Source organism: Priestia flexa NBRC 15715, from assembly GCF_001591565.1.
Lineage (GTDB): Bacteria > Bacillota > Bacilli > Bacillales > Bacillaceae_H > Priestia > Priestia flexa.
In genome coordinates, this window is sequence record NZ_BCVD01000036.1 from 1 (window position 1) to 20,877 (window position 20,877).

The 20,877-nt window shown below is 38.3% G+C and carries 24 protein-coding genes; 7 read left to right on the forward strand and 17 right to left on the reverse strand.

Annotation, left to right across the window (positions count from 1 at the left end):
- Positions 1-6 precede the first annotated feature (6 nt).
- Genes BFL01S_RS08225 through BFL01S_RS08235 form a run of 3 tightly spaced genes read right to left on the reverse strand, consistent with a single transcriptional unit; the run spans position 7 to position 2,567 of the window.
- Complete coding sequence (locus BFL01S_RS08225; protein ID WP_061785416.1) at positions 7-387, reverse strand: GNAT family N-acetyltransferase; 381 nt, start codon at positions 385-387, stop codon at positions 7-9.
- A 12-nt stretch (positions 388-399) separates the two neighbouring features.
- Complete coding sequence (locus BFL01S_RS08230; RefSeq protein ID WP_035321211.1) at positions 400-1,086, reverse strand: response regulator transcription factor; 687 nt, start codon at positions 1,084-1,086, stop codon at positions 400-402.
- 14 nt (positions 1,087-1,100) lie between these two features.
- On the reverse strand, positions 1,101-2,567 hold the full coding sequence (locus BFL01S_RS08235) for a sensor histidine kinase (protein WP_035321214.1): 1,467 nt from the start codon (positions 2,565-2,567) through the stop codon (positions 1,101-1,103).
- Positions 2,568-2,742: 175 nt separating this feature from the next.
- Here BFL01S_RS08235 and BFL01S_RS08240 point away from each other — a divergent pair, with 175 nt between their 5' ends.
- Positions 2,743-3,252 (forward strand): GNAT family N-acetyltransferase, encoded by a 510-nt coding sequence (locus BFL01S_RS08240; protein ID WP_235859213.1) that lies wholly within the window; start codon positions 2,743-2,745, stop codon positions 3,250-3,252.
- Positions 3,253-3,264: 12 nt separating this feature from the next.
- Here BFL01S_RS08240 and BFL01S_RS08245 read toward each other — a convergent pair whose 3' ends face one another.
- On the reverse strand, positions 3,265-3,780 hold the full coding sequence (locus BFL01S_RS08245) for an SMI1/KNR4 family protein (RefSeq protein ID WP_025911166.1): 516 nt from the start codon (positions 3,778-3,780) through the stop codon (positions 3,265-3,267).
- Between the two features lie 215 nt (positions 3,781-3,995).
- Here BFL01S_RS08245 and BFL01S_RS21240 point away from each other — a divergent pair, with 215 nt between their 5' ends.
- From BFL01S_RS21240 to spoIIP, 3 genes are all read left to right on the forward strand, one after another.
- The gene (locus BFL01S_RS21240; protein WP_258957946.1) at positions 3,996-4,127 is read left to right on the forward strand and encodes a hypothetical protein; all 132 of its coding nucleotides are present in this window, start codon (positions 3,996-3,998) and stop codon (positions 4,125-4,127) included.
- A 133-nt stretch (positions 4,128-4,260) separates the two neighbouring features.
- A complete protein-coding gene (locus tag BFL01S_RS08250) occupies positions 4,261-4,797 on the forward strand; it encodes an RQC domain-containing protein (protein ID WP_061785418.1) in 537 nt (178 codons plus the stop codon).
- A gap of 130 nt (positions 4,798-4,927) precedes the next feature.
- Positions 4,928-6,115: a stage II sporulation protein P gene (spoIIP, locus tag BFL01S_RS08255; protein WP_025911171.1), complete on the forward strand. Its 1,188-nt coding sequence runs from the start codon at positions 4,928-4,930 to the stop codon at positions 6,113-6,115.
- 28 nt (positions 6,116-6,143) lie between these two features.
- Here the strand turns inward: spoIIP and BFL01S_RS08260 are convergent, their stop codons facing one another.
- The 6 genes from BFL01S_RS08260 to BFL01S_RS08285 all read right to left on the reverse strand — a co-directional run bounded on the left by BFL01S_RS08260 (position 6,144) and on the right by BFL01S_RS08285 (position 10,866).
- A complete protein-coding gene (locus BFL01S_RS08260) occupies positions 6,144-7,271 on the reverse strand; it encodes a GAF domain-containing sensor histidine kinase (protein WP_061785419.1) in 1,128 nt (375 codons plus the stop codon).
- A 137-nt stretch (positions 7,272-7,408) separates the two neighbouring features.
- Entirely contained in the window at positions 7,409-8,155 is a 747-nt protein-coding gene (gene cobA / locus BFL01S_RS08265; protein WP_035321217.1) for a uroporphyrinogen-III C-methyltransferase, read from the reverse strand.
- Complete coding sequence (locus BFL01S_RS08270; RefSeq protein ID WP_061785420.1) at positions 8,152-9,534, reverse strand: cobyrinic acid a,c-diamide synthase CobB; 1,383 nt, start codon at positions 9,532-9,534, stop codon at positions 8,152-8,154. Before BFL01S_RS08270 ends, cobA begins: the two co-directional genes overlap by 4 nt.
- 290 nt (positions 9,535-9,824) lie before the next feature.
- Complete coding sequence (locus tag BFL01S_RS08275; protein ID WP_025911177.1) at positions 9,825-10,022, reverse strand: IDEAL domain-containing protein; 198 nt, start codon at positions 10,020-10,022, stop codon at positions 9,825-9,827.
- Positions 10,023-10,342: 320 nt separating this feature from the next.
- Positions 10,343-10,654, reverse strand: a complete 312-nt coding sequence (locus tag BFL01S_RS08280; RefSeq protein ID WP_061785421.1) for an ammonium transporter — start codon at positions 10,652-10,654, stop codon at positions 10,343-10,345.
- Positions 10,654-10,866, reverse strand: coding sequence for a hypothetical protein (locus BFL01S_RS08285; protein WP_156474913.1), 213 nt, complete (start codon positions 10,864-10,866; stop codon positions 10,654-10,656). The genes BFL01S_RS08280 and BFL01S_RS08285 overlap by 1 nt, the downstream gene beginning before the upstream one ends.
- Positions 10,867-11,158: 292 nt before the next feature.
- Between BFL01S_RS08285 and BFL01S_RS08290 the strand changes: the two genes are divergently transcribed.
- Together BFL01S_RS08290 and BFL01S_RS08295 are read left to right on the forward strand one after the other, a co-directional pair.
- Positions 11,159-11,593, forward strand: coding sequence for a helical membrane plugin domain-containing protein (locus tag BFL01S_RS08290; protein ID WP_025911182.1), 435 nt, complete (start codon positions 11,159-11,161; stop codon positions 11,591-11,593).
- 46 nt (positions 11,594-11,639) lie between these two features.
- On the forward strand, positions 11,640-12,818 hold the full coding sequence (locus BFL01S_RS08295) for an NAD(P)/FAD-dependent oxidoreductase (RefSeq protein WP_061785423.1): 1,179 nt from the start codon (positions 11,640-11,642) through the stop codon (positions 12,816-12,818).
- A gap of 35 nt (positions 12,819-12,853) precedes the next feature.
- Here the strand turns inward: BFL01S_RS08295 and BFL01S_RS08300 are convergent, their stop codons facing one another.
- The 6 genes from BFL01S_RS08300 to BFL01S_RS08325 form a co-directional block, all read right to left on the reverse strand.
- A complete protein-coding gene (locus tag BFL01S_RS08300; protein ID WP_035320049.1) occupies positions 12,854-14,098 on the reverse strand; it encodes an amidohydrolase family protein in 1,245 nt (414 codons plus the stop codon).
- A gap of 72 nt (positions 14,099-14,170) precedes the next feature.
- Positions 14,171-15,172 carry an ABC transporter substrate-binding protein gene (locus BFL01S_RS08305; protein ID WP_061785424.1) on the reverse strand — a complete coding sequence of 334 codons (1,002 nt, stop codon included), beginning with the start codon at positions 15,170-15,172 and terminating at the stop codon, positions 14,171-14,173.
- Between the two features lie 17 nt (positions 15,173-15,189).
- Positions 15,190-16,038, reverse strand: a complete 849-nt coding sequence (locus tag BFL01S_RS08310) for an ABC transporter permease (protein WP_025908039.1) — start codon at positions 16,036-16,038, stop codon at positions 15,190-15,192.
- Positions 16,039-16,050: 12 nt separating this feature from the next.
- On the reverse strand, positions 16,051-17,397 hold the full coding sequence (locus BFL01S_RS08315; RefSeq protein WP_061785425.1) for an FAD-binding oxidoreductase: 1,347 nt from the start codon (positions 17,395-17,397) through the stop codon (positions 16,051-16,053).
- Between the two features lie 12 nt (positions 17,398-17,409).
- Positions 17,410-18,207, reverse strand: a complete 798-nt coding sequence (locus BFL01S_RS08320) for an ABC transporter ATP-binding protein (protein WP_404826846.1) — start codon at positions 18,205-18,207, stop codon at positions 17,410-17,412.
- A 25-nt stretch (positions 18,208-18,232) separates the two neighbouring features.
- Positions 18,233-19,048: a creatininase family protein gene (locus tag BFL01S_RS08325; protein ID WP_025908042.1), complete on the reverse strand. Its 816-nt coding sequence runs from the start codon at positions 19,046-19,048 to the stop codon at positions 18,233-18,235.
- A 354-nt stretch (positions 19,049-19,402) separates the two neighbouring features.
- On the opposite strand from BFL01S_RS08325, the gene BFL01S_RS08330 reads away from it, so the two are divergent.
- Positions 19,403-20,431: an LLM class flavin-dependent oxidoreductase gene (locus tag BFL01S_RS08330; RefSeq protein WP_025908043.1), complete on the forward strand. Its 1,029-nt coding sequence runs from the start codon at positions 19,403-19,405 to the stop codon at positions 20,429-20,431.
- Between the two features lie 17 nt (positions 20,432-20,448).
- On the opposite strand, the gene BFL01S_RS08335 is transcribed toward BFL01S_RS08330, so the two are convergent.
- Complete coding sequence (locus tag BFL01S_RS08335) at positions 20,449-20,769, reverse strand: GRAM domain-containing protein (RefSeq protein ID WP_061785426.1); 321 nt, start codon at positions 20,767-20,769, stop codon at positions 20,449-20,451.
- Positions 20,770-20,877 lie beyond the last annotated feature (108 nt).

Sequence of the window (20,877 nt, forward strand, 5' to 3'; positions counted from 1 at the left end):
TTTTACTTATTGATATTCCATTAACCAATAGCGTTCAGATACAGGGCCTTCTTCAACCACTTGCACCCACCCCTTCTTCTTATAAAACAGCAGCGCTTTGTCATTTTTTGATACGCACTTCAGACGCAGTGGCGGATTCATTTTTTGAATGGATGCATCTACTAACGCGGTTCCAACACCTTTTCTTGAATAATCGGGATGCACAAATAAGCAGTGAATAAAATTATCAGGAAGATCCAAAGAGACAAACCCCACAACTTTATCATCAAGCTCAGCAACTAGTAGATGTTCACCTACCATATCCCTATCAAAATCCTCAAGCTGAAAGGCTTCAGCTTTCATCCAATGAAAGTGGTGACTGCGAGATTCCAAATAAATAAATCGCAATTTCCTTCCCCCTTAAATATTAAAGCGATATCCCGCTCCCCAAATTGTCTCTAAGTACTGAGGCTGGGCAGGGTTTTGTTCAATTTTCTCACGCACTTTTCGTACATGCACCGTAACAGTTGAAATATCTCCAGTCGAATCAAACCCCCATAAGTTTTCAAACAGTTGTTCTTTGCTAAGTACTTGGTTTGGATGAGTAATAAGAAATAATAATAAATCGAACTCTTTTGTGGTAAATGTTACTTCCTGATTATAAACGAAGACGCGACGGGCTAGCTTATCCAATTCAATATGATGAACTTTAATTAGTTTTTTTGTGTGATTGCGCTCGCTCAAGCGCTCATAGCGAGATAAATGCGCTTTTACTCTTGCTACAAGCTCTCCAGGGCTAAATGGCTTTGTGATATAATCATCCGCACCCAGCCCAAGACCTCTAATCTTATCGATTTCTTCTTTTTTAGCTGATACAAGTAGAATAGGTATATCTTTTACCGCTCGAACTCGTTTGCACACTTCAAATCCGTTTAGCTTTGGGAGCATAATATCTAAAATGATTAGGTCAAACTCTTCGTTTAAAGCTCTTTCTAAACCTTCTTCTCCGCTATGCTGCACATGTGCTTCAAACTGGTTAATTTCTAAATAATCACGCTGTAACTCTGCAATACTTGGCTCATCCTCAATTAGTAATATACGCTTCACTCTTGCTATCACCTCTATTTAGTTATTTTTCGCAAAGAAAAATAGATGCTTGTTTCTTTATGTAATGTACTTGTTGCCCAAATTGATCCACCGTGCGAGTCAATGATTTGTTTGGCAATTGCTAGCCCTAGACCACTTCCACCCGTCTGCGTATTTCTCGATTCTTCAGCTCGATAAAACTTGTTAAATATGTAAGGAAGCGCTCTCGGCTCGATACCGCACCCGTTGTCTACTATTCTTACAATTACTTCACTTTCATTTTCACTGAGCACCAGTTCAATACGCTTATCCTCTTTATCCATAAATTTGATGCTATTTGTAATTAAGTTCATTATTACTCGCCGCAGCTTATCTGTATCTACTTTTACATAAGCTCTTTTAGAAAGCGTTGTATAAAAGCGTAATAGCACTCCTTTTTCTTCTAACTCAAATTGCAGCTCCTGGTTGAGGTTCTCCATAAAATCATTAATATTCACGGTTTCAAAATGAAACGGTACTTCATGCAAATCTAGTTTAGAAAATAAAAAGAGCTCGTCAATTAAGCTATTCATATCCTTTGCTTTTGTAGAAATTGTTGATAAGTATTTTTCAAGCTTTTCAGGTGTGTTGGCTACGCCATCTTGTATCCCTTCAACATAACCAATGATTGAGGTAATCGGCGTCTTTAGGTCATGTGAGATGCTTGACAGCAGCTGCTTACGATTTTCTTCATAATGAACCTGAAGGTCAATAGATGATTGCAGCTTTTTTCTCATTTCTTCAAAAGAATTGGTTAACTCATTTATTTCATCTTTGGAATTGTGCTTATACGGTATTGAGAAATGAACGTCTCCTTGACGAATGCGTTCAGCTGCTCGCTTTAATCTATAAATTGGCTTAATAACGCTTCTGGACACAACATAGTTAACAAAACCAATGATCACCACAAATAAAAGCAAGAGAAAAATAAATAAAAACGGAAAAACTTTATGAACAATTCCAACGTAAGGGCTAATGCTTCGTAAAACAAAAACAGTTCCTTCATCACGATTTGGAAAGAAAAAATCTAATTTGATGTATGAATAAAACTTATTTTTAATTCGAATAATGTCTTGTTCATATGTAGCTGATTTTGTACTTTTTTCATTAAAATGCGGCAGCTCTTTGTCCACTGTTCGCTGATCTATAGAGAACGATGAGTACGTCACTTCTTCATTCTTTCTGACAATTACATCAATGCCTTCTTGCTCATAACTTTTAATTATTTGCTGATTTAAAAGTTGATTTGGGTCCTCTTGACTCAGCAGCTTTACATTTAAAAATGTCGTTTCTTCTTCCGGTGTTAAGAGCTTATATACATATGCATTGGAGTATGTTTTTTGCAGAAAGTTAGCATCCCCTGTAATTGAAAAAAACACTAAGAAGCCAAAAAGCAAAAGCAGAAGCACAAAAACTAAAACCATGCTAAGATAGGTTAATAAAAAGCGAAGTTTTAATGACATGTCCACATCCTTTCTTCTTGCCGAAAAAGAAATTATTATTAAACTATTTTGATAATTAAACCATATCACAAAAAAAATTAAGAATCTCTTAATATGGTCCTACATTACAATTATTTACATTTCATTCATGTTATTCATTCATTTTTGTATACGGAGGGTTCACACATTGCAGTTCATGAAAGCAAATTTTAGCCATATAAACAGTATTTCAACATTATATATTGATAGTTGGAAAACCACTTATCGCGATCTAGTTCCAGACTCTTATTTAGAAAAGCTCTCCTATCAAGAAAGCGAAGAAAAGTGGAGCAATTTTTTACAGAAGGACGGGGCTTCTATTGTAGCAGCCTTCAGCGATCAGCAAACTATCGTTGCTTTTGGTGCGTATGAACAATACAGCCACTCATCACATAAAGGTGAATTGGTTGCATTATACATTTCAGAAGGCACACAAGGCCAAGGACTTGGAACCTTGTTAATGGACTTTATTAAAAGGGACCTTTATTCCTTAGGCGTCCAGTCAATCGATATTTGGGCCTTAGGAAAGAATAAGCGTGCAGTCAACTTTTACAAACGTCAAGGGGCACGGTTCGTAAAAAACCAGCCCCACGAATTTGACGAGGTATTTTTAGACGACGTTTTATACACCTATGATCTTACAAACAACAAGACGTGCCGCTCATAGCAGCACGTCTTGTTATTGAAATCGTTTAATTCGTACAAGAACTGGCTGAACGGACCACGTCCAAAATAAATTACCTTGGCTCATTATTAGTCGATCAAACCACTGTTCAAAAGTCATATGTAAGTTCACCGCTTGCTCAACCGGCTCATATTTGCTTTTAATTATGACTGAGTGCTCGCTTGCTTCTACTCTTCGGAGTAAAATCTCATTCTGATTGACAGCTCCAATAGTTATATAGTCTTCACTACATTGACTCTCCGTATCTTCCAAACGGTATAAGACAACGCTGTTTTCTACTAGATTTGACTCAAATAAGCGACAGCCGTTCGTTTCCCTTAAAAATTCTCGGTAGTCTTTTGGCATAACGCACCTATGCTTTTGTTCAAATTGATGAATTATTTCTTCTACTAAACCCTCGTAAAATGTGCACGTGGTGAAATTAACTTCTCCATTCCCTTTATAAACTTCAATTACATCGTTATTTTCCCATAGCCTTTGTTTTAGTGCGTTTATTGTTTTTTTGACCATAAGATCCTCCTATTTTTGGATTGAACAAAAAAACATACATACACTAATTACACAAATGGGTTCTTAATTCCTTCTTTCACTTATAAATACAGCTACCATTAAATACTTTCTCCCTTATTTTAAAAGTAAAAATTTATTCAGAATTCAACACATCAAAACTTTTTCTTTTATGAAAATATAGCTACAATACAACCTACAGGAAAGGAGTTACGATAATGGCAGTATCTGAAAACTTATCGATTCAGTTTGAAGATTATCCGCAGCTAACTTTTATACCGCTCGGTCGCAAAAACAAAACGGTGCGCTCATTGAGTACAAAAAAACAAAAGCATTACTCACTCGTTTGAACGAAGCTGTTTTATTAGCTCTTCAAACATATTCCATAGATGAGCAATTGCTTCTTAATTCGTTTTTATATAATAATGCAGCTGACGGTTTTCCTATTCCAATTGACCGAATGGAAACAATTTATCCACACCTTTGGAAACCACAGTCGTTTCTAATGAAGAAATTGAGCTGTCACTACCCTACTTTTCTAAATGGAACGTTGAATCACATACTGCACTGTTTCAAACAATGGAAGCCTATGTTGCCTTATTAAATGAAAGTGGCATACATCAGCAGCTTGATGGATTTTCATCTATGTACAAACAGGAATTAAATCAGATTCAAAAAGAACCAGTAGAAGTACCGATAATGGTCCAAAAGAAACCACTTTCTTCTCTGTCTTTTTATAAGCTTCTAGAATTGATAGAGCTACTACAGGATTCTCAAACACAAGAAGTTTATTTCCAAGTAGTTGAAGGTCAATCAACAAACAGTATGCGCCAAAAAGGCTTAACAAACTTACACGCACACGACCTCTTGAACAACGTGAAGCGAAAGCATATTATAACGGTATTTGACCAACTTCAACATTTAAATCTCATAACAAAGAATAGCCGAAGCTTTACGCTGACTCCTAAAGGTCGTCGAATTTATCAACTGTTAACAGCTAAACATGCTTCTGCTAGCTAACCGATTCGGTTCAGCTAGCATTTTTTCTAGCAATTACTCTATTATGTTCGAAAATGTCCTCATATTTCCTTTCCATTCCTCATAAACTAGTTACTAGATTCAGAAGCGGTCTTGAAGGGAGTAAGCGATATTGAAATCTAGTAACGATAACCGTGCTAACTTTTTTGTTCTCACATATAGAATGATTATGGTCATTATATGCGTTGTTGTCCTCATTTCTTCAGCAGTCTTTGTAGTAAGCTACTCCGCATTCAAAGAGCAGTTTCATTCATCGATTGTGTATCAGACGTTATCAAAACATAAAGCAGAAACTCTATATTATTTAATGAGCCAAGAAAATCAGCATTTTAAGAAAGCGTTTGACGATAATTTTTCTACGCCTTCTTTATCTTCCACTCTACTAGAACTTTCCACTAGCATACGAACACAAGATGCGAGAAGCTTATTTGGATCTGAAATTCCAGGTTTTAGCATTTTCGACTCGAATTTAATTATTGCGGGTGAAGGAACTAATTTTACAAACTTTCCAAAAGAATCAGCTCCTCCAATCGAAGAAGTGTTAAAGGAAAGAGAAGTAGACAAGGAAGAAGTTGAACAACCTTCTACGGAAAAGGAAAAAGAGCAAGAAGAAAAGCCTCCAGCTAACACAACAAATGGACGAAAAGTCGTCTATATCTACCATACGCACAGCTGGGAGTCCTATTTGCCTTTACTAGGTTTAGAAGGCGATGGTAATGCTGATAAAGCAGCCGATAGTAAAACTAATATTAGCATGGTCGGAGAAATGCTAGGGAGAGAATTAGAATCACAAGGTATTGGTGCTGAAGTCGACACAACAAATATTGGCGCAAAGCTAAATGAAAAGGGTTGGAAAACACCGCGCTCTTATGCGATGTCTCGTACTATCGTACAAGAAGCCATGGCACAGAATAAAGATTTAACCTACCTTATTGACCTGCATCGAGATTCCCTTCGTAAAAAAGATACAACGATTCAAATTAATGACAAGTCGTATGCACGCGTCATGTTTGTATTGGGAAAAGAAAATCAAAACTTTGAGCAAAACTTAAAGCTTTCAAAAGCGCTTCATGAAGGGTTAGAAAAGAAGTATCCTGGATTAAGTCGTGGTGTACTCGGTAAAAGCAAAGCGAGCGGAAATGGAGTTTACAACCAAGATTTATCCACTAATGCTATTCTCATTGAAATGGGTGGCGTTGATAACAATATGGAAGAATTAACGAATACCGTAAAAGCGCTAGCAGATGTTCTCAGTGAATTTTACTGGGATGCTGAAAAGGTTAACGGAAATGAATCATAAGAAAAAGCTGCCAAGAGGCAGCTTTTTCTTATGATGTAGCGGGTAGTTGAATACTAACAACGGTCCCTTCATAATCATTTGCAATACTCATAAAGCCTTGATGCTCTTTAATAATGCTTTGACAAATAGAAAGACCTAACCCTACCCCTTCATCTTTCGTTGAAAAAAAGGGATCTCCAATTTTATTAATAATCGACAACGGAATACCAGGACCGCTATCTTTTATAAACAAACAGACCGTATCCTCTTTGTTTTGAACGTAAACTGCTATTTTCCCATTATGACCAATCGCTTCAATAGCATTTTTTATAATATTTAAAAACACCTGCTTTATCTGTGAAGCATCAAGCCATAACTTCGGCACGTAGTCGTCCGTTTCCAAGCAGATAGAAATATTATGTAGGTTCGCTTCGCTTTGCAATACGCCAATTGTTGCTTGCATAACGTCAGTAATGGAAGTTAGTGTTTTTTTAGGCGCAGTGGGCTGCGTGACTAGTAAAAAGTCACTGATAAGCTCATTCATTCTATTTAATTCTGTTAACACAAGATCTTTAATATGACTACTGGTTTGGTTGTGCTCTTCAAATAGAAATTGGATAAAGCCTTTTACCGACTGCATAGGATTTCTAATTTCATGAGCTAAACCAGCGGCAAGTTGACCTACAAGCGCTAACTTATCTAAATGCTGTATTTTCTCTTCAAACTCTGGAATAATTACCTGCTGCTGTTGAGAAATGATGGTACCTAATACGTTTGCTAAGCGCTTAATTGATGAAACTTCTTGTTCTGTAAAAGTCTGTGGATTGGGATCTACTACGCATAGAGTTCCAAAGAGTTTACCATTTTCTAATACAATTGGTGCACCTAAGTAAGAGCCAACATCCGCATCATAAATAGCCTGCAGATGTTTTGTTCGAACATCGCACTTCGTATCAGAAATGACAAGTGACTCTTCACACGTTACCAAATTACAAATCGAAAGCTCAATTGGTAACGTTAATCCCTCATGGAGTAGACTTCCACCTTCGCTATTTACAATTTTCATAATTGAAAACACGCCATCAAGCGTGCCGATAAAAACCGTGCGACTTTTAATGAGGTCAATGGCTATTTGAAGTATATCTGTCAGCGCATCTTTATTGAAAACTTTATTCACTGTAATCACCCGTGGCTTTGGATTCTTTTACATTTATTATAAGGTTTTTACTGCTTCAGGTACACTATCTTTAGTCGCTTTTTTCAGAAAAACCCTTCAAAGTCACATGGGCATAGTAGCCAACTTACTTAATCTTCTTATTCAAACCAGCGGATAGCTTCTCTTACCCCAACCACATCTCCTATAAGGACAATTGCAGGATGCGCTACTTTCGCTGTCTCTGCAATCGTTACGATATCTTCTAACGTTCCTGTTACCGTTCGCTGCTTTTCTGTTGTGCCCCATTCAATAAGCGCTACCTGCGTATGTGGATTACGTCCATGCTTAATGAGCTGCTCACAAATATACGGCAGATTACCAACCCCCATATAAAACGCAATCGTATCAATACCCGTTGCAAGCGCTGGCCAGTTTAGGAAGTCTTGTCCTTTTTCTTCTCGACCGTGTCCTGTTACAATTGCAAACGATGTAGCATGATCGCGATGAGTCACAGGAATTCCAGCATAAGCAGGTGCTGCAATTCCTGATGTAATCCCAGGTACTACTTCAAAAGGAATACCATGCTGAACAAGAAACTGTGCTTCTTCTGCTCCGCGTCCAAATACAAACGGATCTCCTCCTTTTAAACGAGTGACCGTTTTTCCAGCAAGGGCATGTTCTACTAATAAGCTATGAATTTTATCTTGAATAACCCCATGCTTTCCCGGTAGCTTCCCACAAAAAATTAGCTCTGCATCCGCTTTTGCATATTCTAATAATTTTTCGTTAGCCAGTCGATCATATAAAATAACATCTGATTGTTGAATGCATTCAACGCCATAAACCGTAATTAATTTCGGGTCTCCAGGTCCCGCTCCCACAAGAAATACTTTCCCAGCTGTCATAGTGAATCGCTTCTTTCTCTTTTAAATTTTTCACATTTGTTTATCCAGTTTTCAACAAGCTCCGTTGATGATCCGAAATGAAAGTGCGTATAGCCTGCAACAAGATTCTCTTTTAAATAGCCTTCATCTTTTACCCCTACCATACTTGTTGTCTGATAAGCGTGTGGAAGCTTTTGGGCTGAATGAAAAGTTGAGTAATGAAACTCATGCCCTCTTGCTTTTACGCCGCCTTCTAATAAAAAGTTGCCTTTAGCACCTTCAATTTCTCTGTAACCAAGCGCAGCAAGCTGCGTTTGCATATGTGCCTCTCCAGGAATGATGCCAACCATTTCAAACTTTTCTTTATCTGTCGTGACGATTGCTTCGGTTAAATACATAAACCCTCCGCACTCTGCTAACGTCGGTGTTCCACGATGAATTGCTTGCTTAATAGACTCTTTCACTTCGTTTTTATCAGCTAACTCTGCTGCAAACTCTTCAGGAAACCCCCCTCCAATATAAAGACCATCTATATTACTAGGAACCTCTTCACCTTGCAATGGTGAAAAATAAACAAGTTCCGCACCTTTTGCTTTTAATAACTGTAGATTTTCTTCATAATAAAAATTGAAGGCTGCATCTCTTGCAACAGCAATTTTCACTTTAAAAGGTATTTGAGGCGAAAAGATAGCAGTATAACCTTTAAGAGTGGGCGCCTTAGAAAGCTCATAAATTTTTTCTACATCAATCGTTTTTAAAATGGCTTGACTTAACTCATGAAAAAAGGGTTGCAAGTCACCACGTTCTATTGAAGGGATAAGGCCCAAATGTCGTTCCGGCATAGAGAACTGTTTGTATCTTGGCAAGTAGCCTACAACTGGAATTCCGCACTCCTTCTGAACCGCTGCTTGAATTAGTTGAAAATGCCCTTGACTGCCGACTCGATTTGCAATAACGCCTACGATGTTGACTTCTTCTGAAAGAAGCTGAAAGCCTTTCACAATTGCAGCAGCACTTCTTGCCATTCCAGAGCAGTCAACAACTAAAATGACGGGGCTGTTTGTTAAAATACTAAGCTCAGCGGTGCTTCCATGATTGCTGGTGGGTGCTTTTCCATCATAAAAGCCCATCACTCCTTCTATAACTGATATATCAGCTCCATCGCTCGCATGATTCATAATTGCTGCTATCATCTTTTCCTCAAGCATCCAGCTATCAATGTTCCTTGAAACCCTTCCCGTAACAGCTGTATGATACGTTGGATCTATGTAGTCTGGTCCGCACTTGAAGCCCTGTACAACATAGCCTTCTTGACGGAGTGCTCCCATCAATCCAATTGTAAGAGTCGTTTTGCCTACTCCGCTTTCAATTCCTGCAATGACTATTCTTCGATTAGACATGCAATCTCCTTTCTTCTTGCTTATGTAATGTGCAATATCCTACTATACCTATCGTGATAATCCTTCACATAGTAGCTTATATTACTGAATTTTTCAACTCCTTTTAACGGAATATAAAAAGCTGCAGGCGCTTAGAATGTCTAAACGACTGCAGCTTTTTTACTTTTATTATCCTTATACTGCTGACAACCTTAGTCTAGCATCATTAAAATAAACAACTTCCGAGTTTGATGCATTAAAATCGTTCCTGTATAGTAGAGGCTGAACTACTTATGTCTCAGCCTCATCTATTAAGAAATACTCTTTAGCTGATCAGTTAGTTTAAAGAAATCTTCTTTGCTTTTCTTTTCTAATGACTGGTCGATTTCTTTTTTCAATTTCGCTTTTTGAAAGTCTGCAATAACTTTATCTAAGAACATTTCGGCAATTAGGGAATCTAACACTTTCACATTCGATTTCGGCGACGAATTCAGCAAATTTTTCTTCATAAGAAATCAACTCCTTGTCTTTTTTATACTATAACATAAATTTTCTGACTTTTCAATCATTTTTCAGGAATTAGAAAAATTCTTCTTTTTTTACACATAAAAAGAAGCTGGGACATACCAAAATAATTTCTTCTCAAAGACGAATGATGACTGTTCTACCATCGTTAGGTTGGAAGAATAAGTTTACTCCATTACGCTACAGAAATTCGCTTTTTTTAATTGTCTTTGGAACCAACAAAAAATATCCGAACTATCAAAAGTAGTTAACTCGCAATAGTTCGGATAGATTATTGACTGAAATACTTATGTCTCAGCCTCTTTTATTTTTGTTCTGTTTGTTCGTACTGGTTATAGTATTCAATAAATTCATGAGACTGATTGGCAGCTATAATACCGTGGTAGCTAATATCTAACCCTACTTCTTCCTCTTCCTCTGTGGAGCGAAGCGGTACAAGTAGCGCAATTGCTTTTAAACCAAACCACGTTGCTAAAAAGCCCCGCGCGGACAATGCTACTAAGCCAATGAACTGAATCCCTAGTAGCTCAAAGCCGACTTCCATTAATAGAATCATAGCAGCCGTTAGTACCACCCACGTTGTATTGACGCCCAAGCTAAGTTCTTCAATCCCCATTATCTTTCCTCCATTCGCGATAAACCTTCTACAATCGCTGATGTTAAAACGATTGCCTCGATGACAACCTCTTGTGTTAGCAGTTCAAGCACACGTTCAACTTCACGAATTTTCCCTTTAAACTGCTCAATTTTACGAAACCTGTCCTTTACATGGACCATATACTTTTCACGATTAATTTCAAATATAGCTGTTTGGTATAGTTCATTCATGACCTTCACGTCATATCTTCTCACATCAAATGTTATGTTTTAGATTGTATGTGAGAATCGATAAAATCGTCAATCTAAAAATCGGAATTTATTCTTATTTTCTGAATAAACAGAGTTCATTTCCAATAAATGCATCGTTCGACTCTTTCTTAGGTTTTTCCACCAAACCGGTTGCTTTTATAAGGCAATAAATTTACAATAGATAAATGTGCAGGACTTCACAACAAAACTAGAAGTCTAGCAGCTAAAGTGTCTACATATGCAACAATATACAGCAAAGGAGGACGTTCTTATGTCTCAATCAACTATCCAAAAGCCGGCTGAAGAAGCGGTTCAAGCTAAAGGTGCAACTCAATCAGATGTACTTGATCAATTGCTAAAACCAGAAGTTCAAGAATCATTAACAGTTCTTGTTGACAACTTACCAAAGCTAACTGAAATGGTAACTGTATTAACAAAAACGTACGACTTAACACAGTCTCTATTAACAGATAACGTGTTAAAAGAAGATTTACTTGCTGGTGCTAAAGAATTTATCGAACCAATTGAAGGAAAAGTGAAAGATCTTGCTGCTTCAGCAATCGAAGCAAGTGATCGTGCGGAAGCTAACCAATCAACAACTATCGGTTTGTTTGGTTTATTACGTATGCTCAAAGATCCACAAGTTCAAAAACTATTCCGCTTTGCGCAGGCTTACTTAGAAGTAACAGGCGAAAAACAAAAATAATAACAATCTATCATTTTATAAAGCACGAACGGAGGATCGATCTACTATGTCAAAACATATTTTAATTTTAGGTGGCGGCTATGGTGGTCTACTAACAGCCCTAACAGCTCGTCAACACTTAAGTGCATCTGAAGCAAAAATTACAGTAGTAAACCGTTTTTCTACTCACCAAATCATTACTGAACTGCACCGTTTAGCAGTAGGTGGACTATCTGAACAAGCAGTAGCTCTTCCATTAGAAAAGTTACTAAAAGGTAAAGATGTAGAATTAAAGATTGCTACAGTAAAAGAAATTTCACCAGACCAACGTGAAGTGGCATTAGAAGACGGAACAAAATTAAGCTATGACTACTTAGTAACTGCATTAGGTAGTGAAACTGCTTACTTCGGCATTCCAGGACTAGAAGAAAACAGCTTTGTGTTGAAATCAGTAAATGATGCAAACCGCCTACGTGCACACGTAGAAGAGCGCATTGTTGAATTTAGCAAAACAAAAAATAAAGCTGACGGAACAATCGTTGTCGGTGGTGGCGGTTTAACAGGTATCGAGCTTGTAGGTGAATATGCTGACCTTATGCCAAGCCTTTGCCTAAAACACGGTATTGATCCAAAAGATGTTTCTCTATACTGTGTAGAAGCTGCTCCAACTGTTCTTCCTGGTTTCCCAACTGAACTAGTAGAACGCGCTCAATCAAGCTTGGAAAAACGTGGCGTAACATTTGTAACAGGAACTCCTGTTACAAAAATGGATGCTACAACAGTTGAGCTTAAAGACGGTAGCGAAATCGAAACAAAAACAATGGTATGGACTGGCGGAGTTCAAGGTAACTCAGTAGTTGCTAACTCTGGTATCGAAGTAAACCGCGGTCGTGCTCTTGTGAATGAATTCTTACAATCTACTTCTCACGAAGACATTTTCGTAGCTGGTGATAGCGCGGTTGTTATGGGGCCTGAAGGACGCCCTTACCCACCAACTGCACAGCTAGCTTGGCAAATGGGAGAAGTTATTGGCGTGAACTTAGCAGTAGCTATTAAAGGTGGCGCAATGCACGGGTTCTCTCCAGTATTCTCTGGTACATTAGGAAGCCTTGGACGTAAAGATGCAATTGGTACAATCGGCGGAAATAAAACGCAATTAAAAGGTTTGCCAGCGTCTCTAATGAAAGAAGCAAGTAACGTTCGTTACTTGTCACACATCAAAGGTTTATTTGCTCTAGCATATTAATACAGAAAAGCCAACGCAGACACGCGTTGGCTTTTTTACATAAGTTGCAAAGAACACCCCCACTTCGTATAAGCCGGAATCGTTTCAGCTATAACTTTCCCTCTTCTGATTACATATCTAGGCACCGACTGGTTAAGCATAAGCTCACGAATCGTCCGCTCCTCAAAAAGTAAAAAATTAGCTTCACTTCTTTCTTGAATTCCATACGCTTTGCCTTTTCCAAAAGCAGCGGCTGGTCGTTCTGTAATCATGGATAAAACCCTTTTCACTGGTTCTTCTCCTGTCATATGAGCTAAATGCGCTCCCATAAAAGCGGCTCTTAGCATATTTCCGTCTCCGAAGGGATAAAAAGGAGTCTGAATATCGTCATGAGCAATACAAATATTAATATTTTTGGTATCTAATTCTTTCACCCTGGTAATTCCTGTCGCTTTAGGATATGCATCATTTCTTCCTAGCATCGAACTGTTAATAAGTGGACAACTAACAACGGTTAAACGAGCTTTCTTTATAGCCTCCATTACTGATTCAGCATATTTACTTTCATAATAAGCCAGCGCATTTACGTGGCTGACTACAACCCTACCTTCAAACCCATTTTCAATGGTTAAATTCGCTACTTCTTGTACAAATGTTGAGCTCACTTCGTCTACTTCGTCACAAAAAATATGAATATAGCTTCCATACTCTTTGGCGAGACTAAAACAGTATTCCAAAGAGCGCACCCCTTCTTCTTGACTACTTTCTAAATGTGGCACAGCACTTACTGCGTCAGCTCCCATTTCAAGTGCTTTCCGCATTCGCCCCTGATTTTCAAAGCACTTCCACAACCCATCTTGCGGAAAAGCAATAATTTGTAAATCGATAATTTGTTCATACACTTTTTTTATTTGCAGAATAGCTTTTAAAGCCGTTAAATCATCATCAGATATGTCCACTGCTGCTCGAACACTTAACACCCCATGCTTGATGTACATCTTTAATGCTTGTTCAGCCCTCTCGTTCACGTCCTTGATGGTAAGACTTTTTTTTCGTTTGTTCCATATTGAAATTCCTTCTTGTAACGTACCGGTTCGATTAAAGCTTGGCCAACCTGCAGTCAAAGCGGTATCAAAATGAGTATGCAATTCTACGAAAGGAGGAATAACTATCCCCCCTTTGGCATCTATCACTTTCTTTCCATCTACTAGATCTTTTGTTATATGCATAAACCTTCCATTCGATACTCCAATATTTACAACTTCCACTGCGTGTAACAACCGAGCATTTTTAATGGCCATATCATACAATAGAATCTTCCTTTCTACTAAAAAAGAGAAGATCTACTCTTCTCTTTTCTCTACATTTACGGTTTATTTCTTTAAAAATTCTGTTGTAAAAATCCCCTTAATATCTTCTTTATTTTTAATAATCCCTAAGTCAAGAAGCTGCATTTGAAGTTTATCCCAGCGCTCCGCTGACATATAACCGAAACCTCTTTCAGCAGCATCTCCTCCGAAGATCAATTCTTCTTGTGCTTTTGCACCATATTCCATCGCTTCCATCTTCAAGTCTGGATTTCTCTCTTGAAGGAACGGATTGATTTCATCTGAACTTTCTCGGTAATACTCCCAGCCTTTTACCGTAGCATTCATAAATGATTGAACCACTTCAGGGTTTTCTTTAATCATCTTTTCAGTTGTAAAAATCACGTTTGCATACGTTTCAAATCCAGCATCATGAATGAATAAATAATCGTTTTCTATTCCTTCTTGTTCAAGAGAAAACGGCTCTGACGTCACGTACCCTTGTGTGACCGCATTTTCATCCTCAATAAAGGTTGCTAATGAGCCCGTATACGCACGATCTTTTACCCTATCTAAGTTATAGGCTTTTTTAATATATTCCCAATAACCACTCCCTGGTGCTGTATACACTGTCTTTTCGTTCAGCTGCTTAAAATCTCCTACCGTTCCTTTATGGGTAATTAATACCTGCGGGCTTTTTTGAAAAATTGCTCCAATCGCAACAAGAGGTATTCCCTTATCTCTTGCAATTAAAATATCTTCCGCTTGCGTATAACCAAATTCAGCCTTTCCAGAAGCAACGACTTGGGTTGATGAAATTTGAGGTCCTCCCGGTTCAATTATCATGTCGAGACCTTGTTCTTTATAAAAACCTTTTTTTAATGCCGCGTAGTTACCGCCATGTTCAGGTTGTGCAAACCAGTTTGTAATAAGGGTTGCCGTTTCTAATTTTTTCTCAGTATTATCACTCCCAGACGTCTCTTCACTTCCACATCCTGCCAGAAATAATGACAGTGATACAGCACCAATTAAACCGATTTTTTTTAAAACCCCTTGTTTCACACTCATTTCCCCCTTTTAGAAAATTAGTTCTCTCTCTTCATTTCCGACTCATGCCATGAACCTAACAAAAGCTTAGAAAATAAATTGACCAGCAAGAAAAAGCCAATACCTAAAACAGATGCGGAAATACCACAAGCGAATAGGTATGCCGTTTCCATCCGAGAGGAAGCTACCGTAATGGCATAGCCTAAACCACCGTCGCCCCCACCAATACCGGCTATGTATTCTCCTACGATTGCTCCTACAACTGCTAAGGTACAGGAAATTTTCAATCCTGCCATGATATAAGGAAGAGCAGCTGGAATTCGCACTTTCCACATAATTTGCCAAGGTGACGCTTGGTACAGCTTTAACAAATTAATCATGCCACGATCCGTTGCGTTTAAGCCAATGAGCGTGTTGGATAGCATAGGGAAAAAGCCAATTGTAAACGCAATGATCACAATAGCATTCATACCTGAACCAAACCAAATCACGATGATAGGTGCAATGGCCACAATCGGAATAGTCTGTAATAAAATGGCGTAGGGGTATAAGCTGCGTTCTAGAAGCTTAGAGCTAGACATCAATAGCGCGCCAACCACTCCACCTATTACGCTAAACATAAACCCGAGCATCGACTCTGTGATTGTTCGAATAACAGCACCGCTTAGGTTACTCCAATTCATTACGGCAGCTTCTACAATATCCATTGGTTTTGGCAATAAGTAAGGTGGAATTTGAAGCAGCTGGGTACCAAACTGCCAAAATAGCATAAAAAGCATAAATACGATAACCGGTGGAAGATACGTATTCAATATTGGCCACGTGTTTTTCTTATAGGTGACGTTTACTTCTTGAACTCGATTTAACTCCTGATGCGAATGTTCCATGTTTTCCCCCTCCTATAACTGAAATTCTTGGACTTCTTTAGCCGTCGGCAACTTACCAGGATTCAATAAGTTATAAGGGTCGTTTAGCTCTTTTCGTTTTAATAACTCTTTCATTCTCATGTTGTATCCACCAAACCCGAGTATATATGTGTGCGGATCATTAATTTCTACTTCAATCGTTTTACAAAACTGGATGATTTCATATAACCTCTCTTTTGACTGATATTTCACCACCGGTAGTGAAGCGGGTACAATTTCTCCTTGAATTTTAATGTATTCAAAGTGAAACTGAATTTCATCACCAAATTTACTTCGAAGATCTGCCATCTGCTCAAATATTCGATCAGTTTGAAAGCGAGCCTGCAAGTAGGTTAAATTGTCTCCATGCTTATGAGCCCATAATGTCGCATGATTCCATGTAAAATCAGAAAGCTTTAGTCCTTTTTGATAGTTTTCAGCAGGAATTGTGTATCCTATGTCTCCATCATATTTATCTGCCAAACAATCTAATAGATGAACTGATTTTTCGTCAATTTCAAGCATGACAATTGACTGACCTTCCCGTAATACTTTCTTCAAGGGGTGAAAGTGAGCTGGAATTGGCCATTCACACACGGAAACCAAACGCTTAAGGATTTCTTCACTATGGGCTAGTTCATCGCTAAACTTAATAGCTTCACGAAAATCATGAAAGAAAACGATATGTTGTGACCATGACACCTTTGGTTCTATCGGCAGCTTCACTTCAACAATAAGACCGGTTGTGCCATAATTGTGAATGTACTGCTGCATGTCATCACCTGAAACAGTTAACAGCTGGGGCATTTCCTCAACGGTCATAACCGTAACGCTACTTACATTATCGTCCCATAAATTCCCCCAACGAATCGATCCGATTCCACCGGAGCCTCCGCATAAGAATCCCCCCACCGTTGCCTTCATATAAGTGCTCGGAAAAATACGAAGTTCCCGATTGTTTTGACGCAGCGTCTTTTCCAATACACCTAAGCGAACGCCAGCCTGCACGGAAACTAAGCGATCTCCTTGCATGTCAATACGATCAAGTTTTGTTAAATCAATAACGATTCCACCTTGTAATGGAATTGCTTGGCCGTAGTTTCCTGTTCCCGCTCCTCTTGGCGTAATAGCTACTTTATTTTTAACGGCAAACGAAACGATACGCTGTAGTTCATCGATTGATGTAGGCGCAATTGCACAATCGGCGATTTTATTTTTAAGCTGCTCATACAGTACTGGAGAATACCAATAGTAGTCTTTTGATAGCTTTTCTCTTAAGACCTCGTTTACAATAACAGCATCAGTTCCAAACTCATTTATGAATTCTTGTAACCACACCATAAATCACCTCATTTAAAATTTTAAATCGTGAGATACGTTAGCAACGATACTACTAAACTGTGGATCTGTCCGAATTTCTGCTTTACGAGGGAAGGGTAGATTCACTTCTACCATGGATTCAATTTTACCCGGACTAGGCGTCATTACCGCAATTTTGGTCGATAGATACACAGCTTCAAATACATTGTGTGTAATAAAAAGCACCGTCATCTTTTCGTTTTCCCAAATTCGCAATAACTCACTTTGTAAATTTTGCCTTGTAATTTCATCAAGAGCACCAAACGGCTCGTCCATCAACAAAAGCTTCGGCTTTGCAATTAATGCTCTGGCAATAGAAACACGCATTTTCATTCCACCTGATAATTCTCGAGGTAGCGCTTTTGTATACTCTTTCAGCCCTACCATTTCTAGTACTTTATAAGCGCGCTCCTTCTTTTCAGAATGGGCTATATTGCGAAACTCTAGAGGAAGCATTACATTATCAATAACTGACCTCCATGGTAGTAACGTAGCATCTTGAAACACAAAAGCCACATCCGTACTTTCTTTTTGAGCGTCACGAGGTGTCTTTCCAAGAATGTCAACGTGACCACTTGTTTGATCAATCAGTCCTGAAATCATTTTAAAAATAGTTGATTTTCCACAACCTGAGGGGCCGACAAATGAAACGAATTCTCCTTGTTGAATCGTCAAATTAACATCTTTGACAGCGACTTTACCGTTTGCATACATTTTATTAACTCGGTTCATTTGTACAATTGTGGGGCTACTCTCGTGCTTTACCTCATTTATTTGATTCACCTGCTGAATGCTCACGATACTCGACCACCTCGCTTCATTTATTTACATAGTCTTTCTTTAAATCACCTAATGAAAAATGCTTCATTTCTTTTAATGTTTTAACAAGCTCACTCACGATGAGTTCTTTCATCATTTTCCCTTTTTCTTTCGTTGCCTGTCTGGCATCTCCAGCTATACCCGTGTTTGAAATATCGTTCATTACCCAGGCAAAGTAGCTATTTCCTTTCAAATGTAAATGATGGTTATTGGATAAATTAACAAACTCTGTTGGACTTTTATCAAATTGCACCCAATCCCCCTTCAACTCCATTATTAATGATGTTTCCACTTCACCTCCATGTATCCCAAAGCGCTGTTCTTGTTGTGAAATTAAGCGGTTGACTGCTTCAAATCCAGGATTTAACCGAAATACCATCAAGCCAGTTTCTATGCGTATTTCTCTCGCCATCATATTGAGCAGGTCATGATTTCCGCCGTGTGTGTTGAAAAGCAAAAGCTTTTTAAAGCCACTTTTACAGACGCTGATAGCTAAATCCATTACAACTGCTTGTAATGTAGAAGCTGATAAGCTCATTGTTCCCGATAGACCTAGATGCTCATTGCTTTTACCATAAGGAATGGCTGGAAGAACCCAAATATTTTCGTGCTGAAGCTGAAGCATTGCTTCTTCTAAAAGCCCTTCTGCAATTAAAGTATCGGTATAAACAGGAAGATGCGGACCATGTTGTTCAACTGCACCGATTGGTAAAATGACTAGTGCGTCCTCTTTAGAGAGGTGCTCAATATCTACACTCGATAATCTTGGTAAGAAATTTTCTTCAAATGCGAAACCACTATACCGTTTGTTCATCACACTTTCACCTCTTTGGAAAATTATTTATTTTCTGAAAATTTAACATATAATGTAATAAGATATAACGTTTTATGTAATAAGTTTATTTTATTACATTAATTTTCAAGAATCATTAACATAAATGATAATTTTAAAATTTCTAATTAGCCATAATCACCAAATATTTTATTCTTTTTATTATTTTTCGTAAGAAAACCTAACATAATATAACTAAATTATCGAATTATTTTCTGTTTAAACACAGGCATTTTATTTTTCTCTCTTTCACATTCTTGTTACAATGAAACCTGCAGATAGTTCGATGATTATCGAATAATTAAATTATTATTATTACGGAAAGAGGATGAGTATATGTCGATGGACCAACATCCAAACAGTCAAAAAAACATTCCAATTTCAGTGCTTGATTTGTCACCTGTTTTGGAAGGCAGCACGGTGGCTGATGCACTTAGAAATACGCTAGACTTAGCACAACACGTCGAAAAATGGGGATACAATCGCTACTGGTTAGCCGAGCATCATAATATGTCAGGAATTGCAAGCTCCGCTACTTCTGTCGTAATTGGCCATGTCGCTGCTGGTACATCTACCATTCGAGTGGGTTCAGGTGGCATTATGTTACCTAATCACTCACCGCTTGTTATTGCAGAACATTTCGGAACATTAGAATCCCTTTTTCCCGGTCGAATTGACTTAGGCTTAGGTCGCGCTCCTGGCACGGATCAATTAACCGCCCAAGCTTTAAGAAGAGGACGCATGAGTGATGGTCAAGATTTTCCAGATTTGTTAGATGAACTGAGAGCATATCTTGCCGTTCCATCTGATGAGCACCCACTACCAGTGAGAGCTGTTCCTGGAGAAGGTCTTGAAGTGCCAATTTGGTTACTTGGCTCAAGTGGATTTAGTGCACAGTTAGCGGCTCAGCTTGGCTTACCATTTTCATTTGCAAGCCACTTTTCACCGAACAATACGCTTGGAGCGCTTCAAATGTACCGCCGCTACTTCCAACCGTCTGAAGTATTGGATAAACCATATGCAATGTTAGGCGTTAACGTAATTGCAGCGGATACAGATAGAGAAGCGGAACGATTAGCAACGTCGCTTCAACAGCAGTTCTTAAACTTAATTCGCAACAAGCCAGGCAAACTTAAAGCACCTGTTGACAATATGGACAAGATTTGGAGTGAATTTGAAAAGGCAACTCTACAGCAACAGTTAGGTTCATCCATCATCGGCGGACCAGAAACTGTAAAGAGAAAGCTTGAAAGCTTTATTGCTGAAACAAATGCTGATGAATTGATGATCAACGCACAAATATACGACCACAAAGCGCGATTACGCTCATATGAAATTGTTTCTGAAGTAATGAATAGTAAATAAAGAAAAGCCGAACGTTGTCACAAAACGTTCGGCTTTTCTTTATTTATTGCTTGTTCGATATCTTCCCCCCGCTGGCTTGCTTTGTTCACAACATACCGAAGCTCTTCTCCATCGTTTGTAGTTATTTTTAGACCGTTTTTTAACAAAGGCACTCCTAATAATTTGTTACGGACTCTCTCTACCGTTTCAATATCTGCCAAGTCCAATGTTACAGTACCTCGTTGAACATTAATCGCATGTGATTTATGTATAAGCTCCGTTGAAGTTAGGTATAGTTTACCTCCTACCCCTTTCATTAAATTGGCAAGTCCTGTTCGAATATATGATTCCTCAGACATATTTTTTGTTCTTCTCCTTTCTTTCCTTTTTATAGAAATTTTTATTATCTTCTCATATTTTTAATCAATATGCACAGAAATTAACGGTTCCATTTCCATAACCTGTCT

Excerpts from the sequence above, each read along its gene's own strand:
- BFL01S_RS08235 (WP_035321214.1), bottom strand. The coding sequence starts at position 2,567 with ATGTCATTAAAACTTCGCTTTTTATTAACCTATCTTAGCATGGTTTTA.
- BFL01S_RS08240 (WP_235859213.1), top strand. The coding sequence starts at position 2,743 with ATGAAAGCAAATTTTAGCCATATAAACAGTATTTCAACATTATATATT.
- BFL01S_RS08245 (WP_025911166.1), bottom strand. The coding sequence starts at position 3,780 with ATGGTCAAAAAAACAATAAACGCACTAAAACAAAGGCTATGGGAAAAT.
- BFL01S_RS21240 (WP_258957946.1), top strand. The coding sequence starts at position 3,996 with ATGGCAGTATCTGAAAACTTATCGATTCAGTTTGAAGATTATCCGCAG.
- cobA (WP_035321217.1), bottom strand. The coding sequence starts at position 8,155 with ATGACAGCTGGGAAAGTATTTCTTGTGGGAGCGGGACCTGGAGACCCG.
- BFL01S_RS08270 (WP_061785420.1), bottom strand. The coding sequence starts at position 9,534 with ATGTCTAATCGAAGAATAGTCATTGCAGGAATTGAAAGCGGAGTAGGC.
- BFL01S_RS08275 (WP_025911177.1), bottom strand. The coding sequence starts at position 10,022 with ATGAAGAAAAATTTGCTGAATTCGTCGCCGAAATCGAATGTGAAAGTG.
- BFL01S_RS08280 (WP_061785421.1), bottom strand. The coding sequence starts at position 10,654 with ATGGGGATTGAAGAACTTAGCTTGGGCGTCAATACAACGTGGGTGGTA.
- BFL01S_RS08285 (WP_156474913.1), bottom strand. The coding sequence starts at position 10,866 with ATGAATGAACTATACCAAACAGCTATATTTGAAATTAATCGTGAAAAG.
- BFL01S_RS08290 (WP_025911182.1), top strand. The coding sequence starts at position 11,159 with ATGTCTCAATCAACTATCCAAAAGCCGGCTGAAGAAGCGGTTCAAGCT.
- BFL01S_RS08295 (WP_061785423.1), top strand. The coding sequence starts at position 11,640 with ATGTCAAAACATATTTTAATTTTAGGTGGCGGCTATGGTGGTCTACTA.
- BFL01S_RS08300 (WP_035320049.1), bottom strand. The coding sequence starts at position 14,098 with ATGGCCATTAAAAATGCTCGGTTGTTACACGCAGTGGAAGTTGTAAAT.
- BFL01S_RS08305 (WP_061785424.1), bottom strand. The coding sequence starts at position 15,172 with ATGAGTGTGAAACAAGGGGTTTTAAAAAAAATCGGTTTAATTGGTGCT.
- BFL01S_RS08310 (WP_025908039.1), bottom strand. The coding sequence starts at position 16,038 with ATGGAACATTCGCATCAGGAGTTAAATCGAGTTCAAGAAGTAAACGTC.
- BFL01S_RS08315 (WP_061785425.1), bottom strand. The coding sequence starts at position 17,397 with ATGGTGTGGTTACAAGAATTCATAAATGAGTTTGGAACTGATGCTGTT.
- BFL01S_RS08325 (WP_025908042.1), bottom strand. The coding sequence starts at position 19,048 with ATGAACAAACGGTATAGTGGTTTCGCATTTGAAGAAAATTTCTTACCA.
- BFL01S_RS08330 (WP_025908043.1), top strand. The coding sequence starts at position 19,403 with ATGTCGATGGACCAACATCCAAACAGTCAAAAAAACATTCCAATTTCA.
- BFL01S_RS08335 (WP_061785426.1), bottom strand. The coding sequence starts at position 20,769 with ATGTCTGAGGAATCATATATTCGAACAGGACTTGCCAATTTAATGAAA.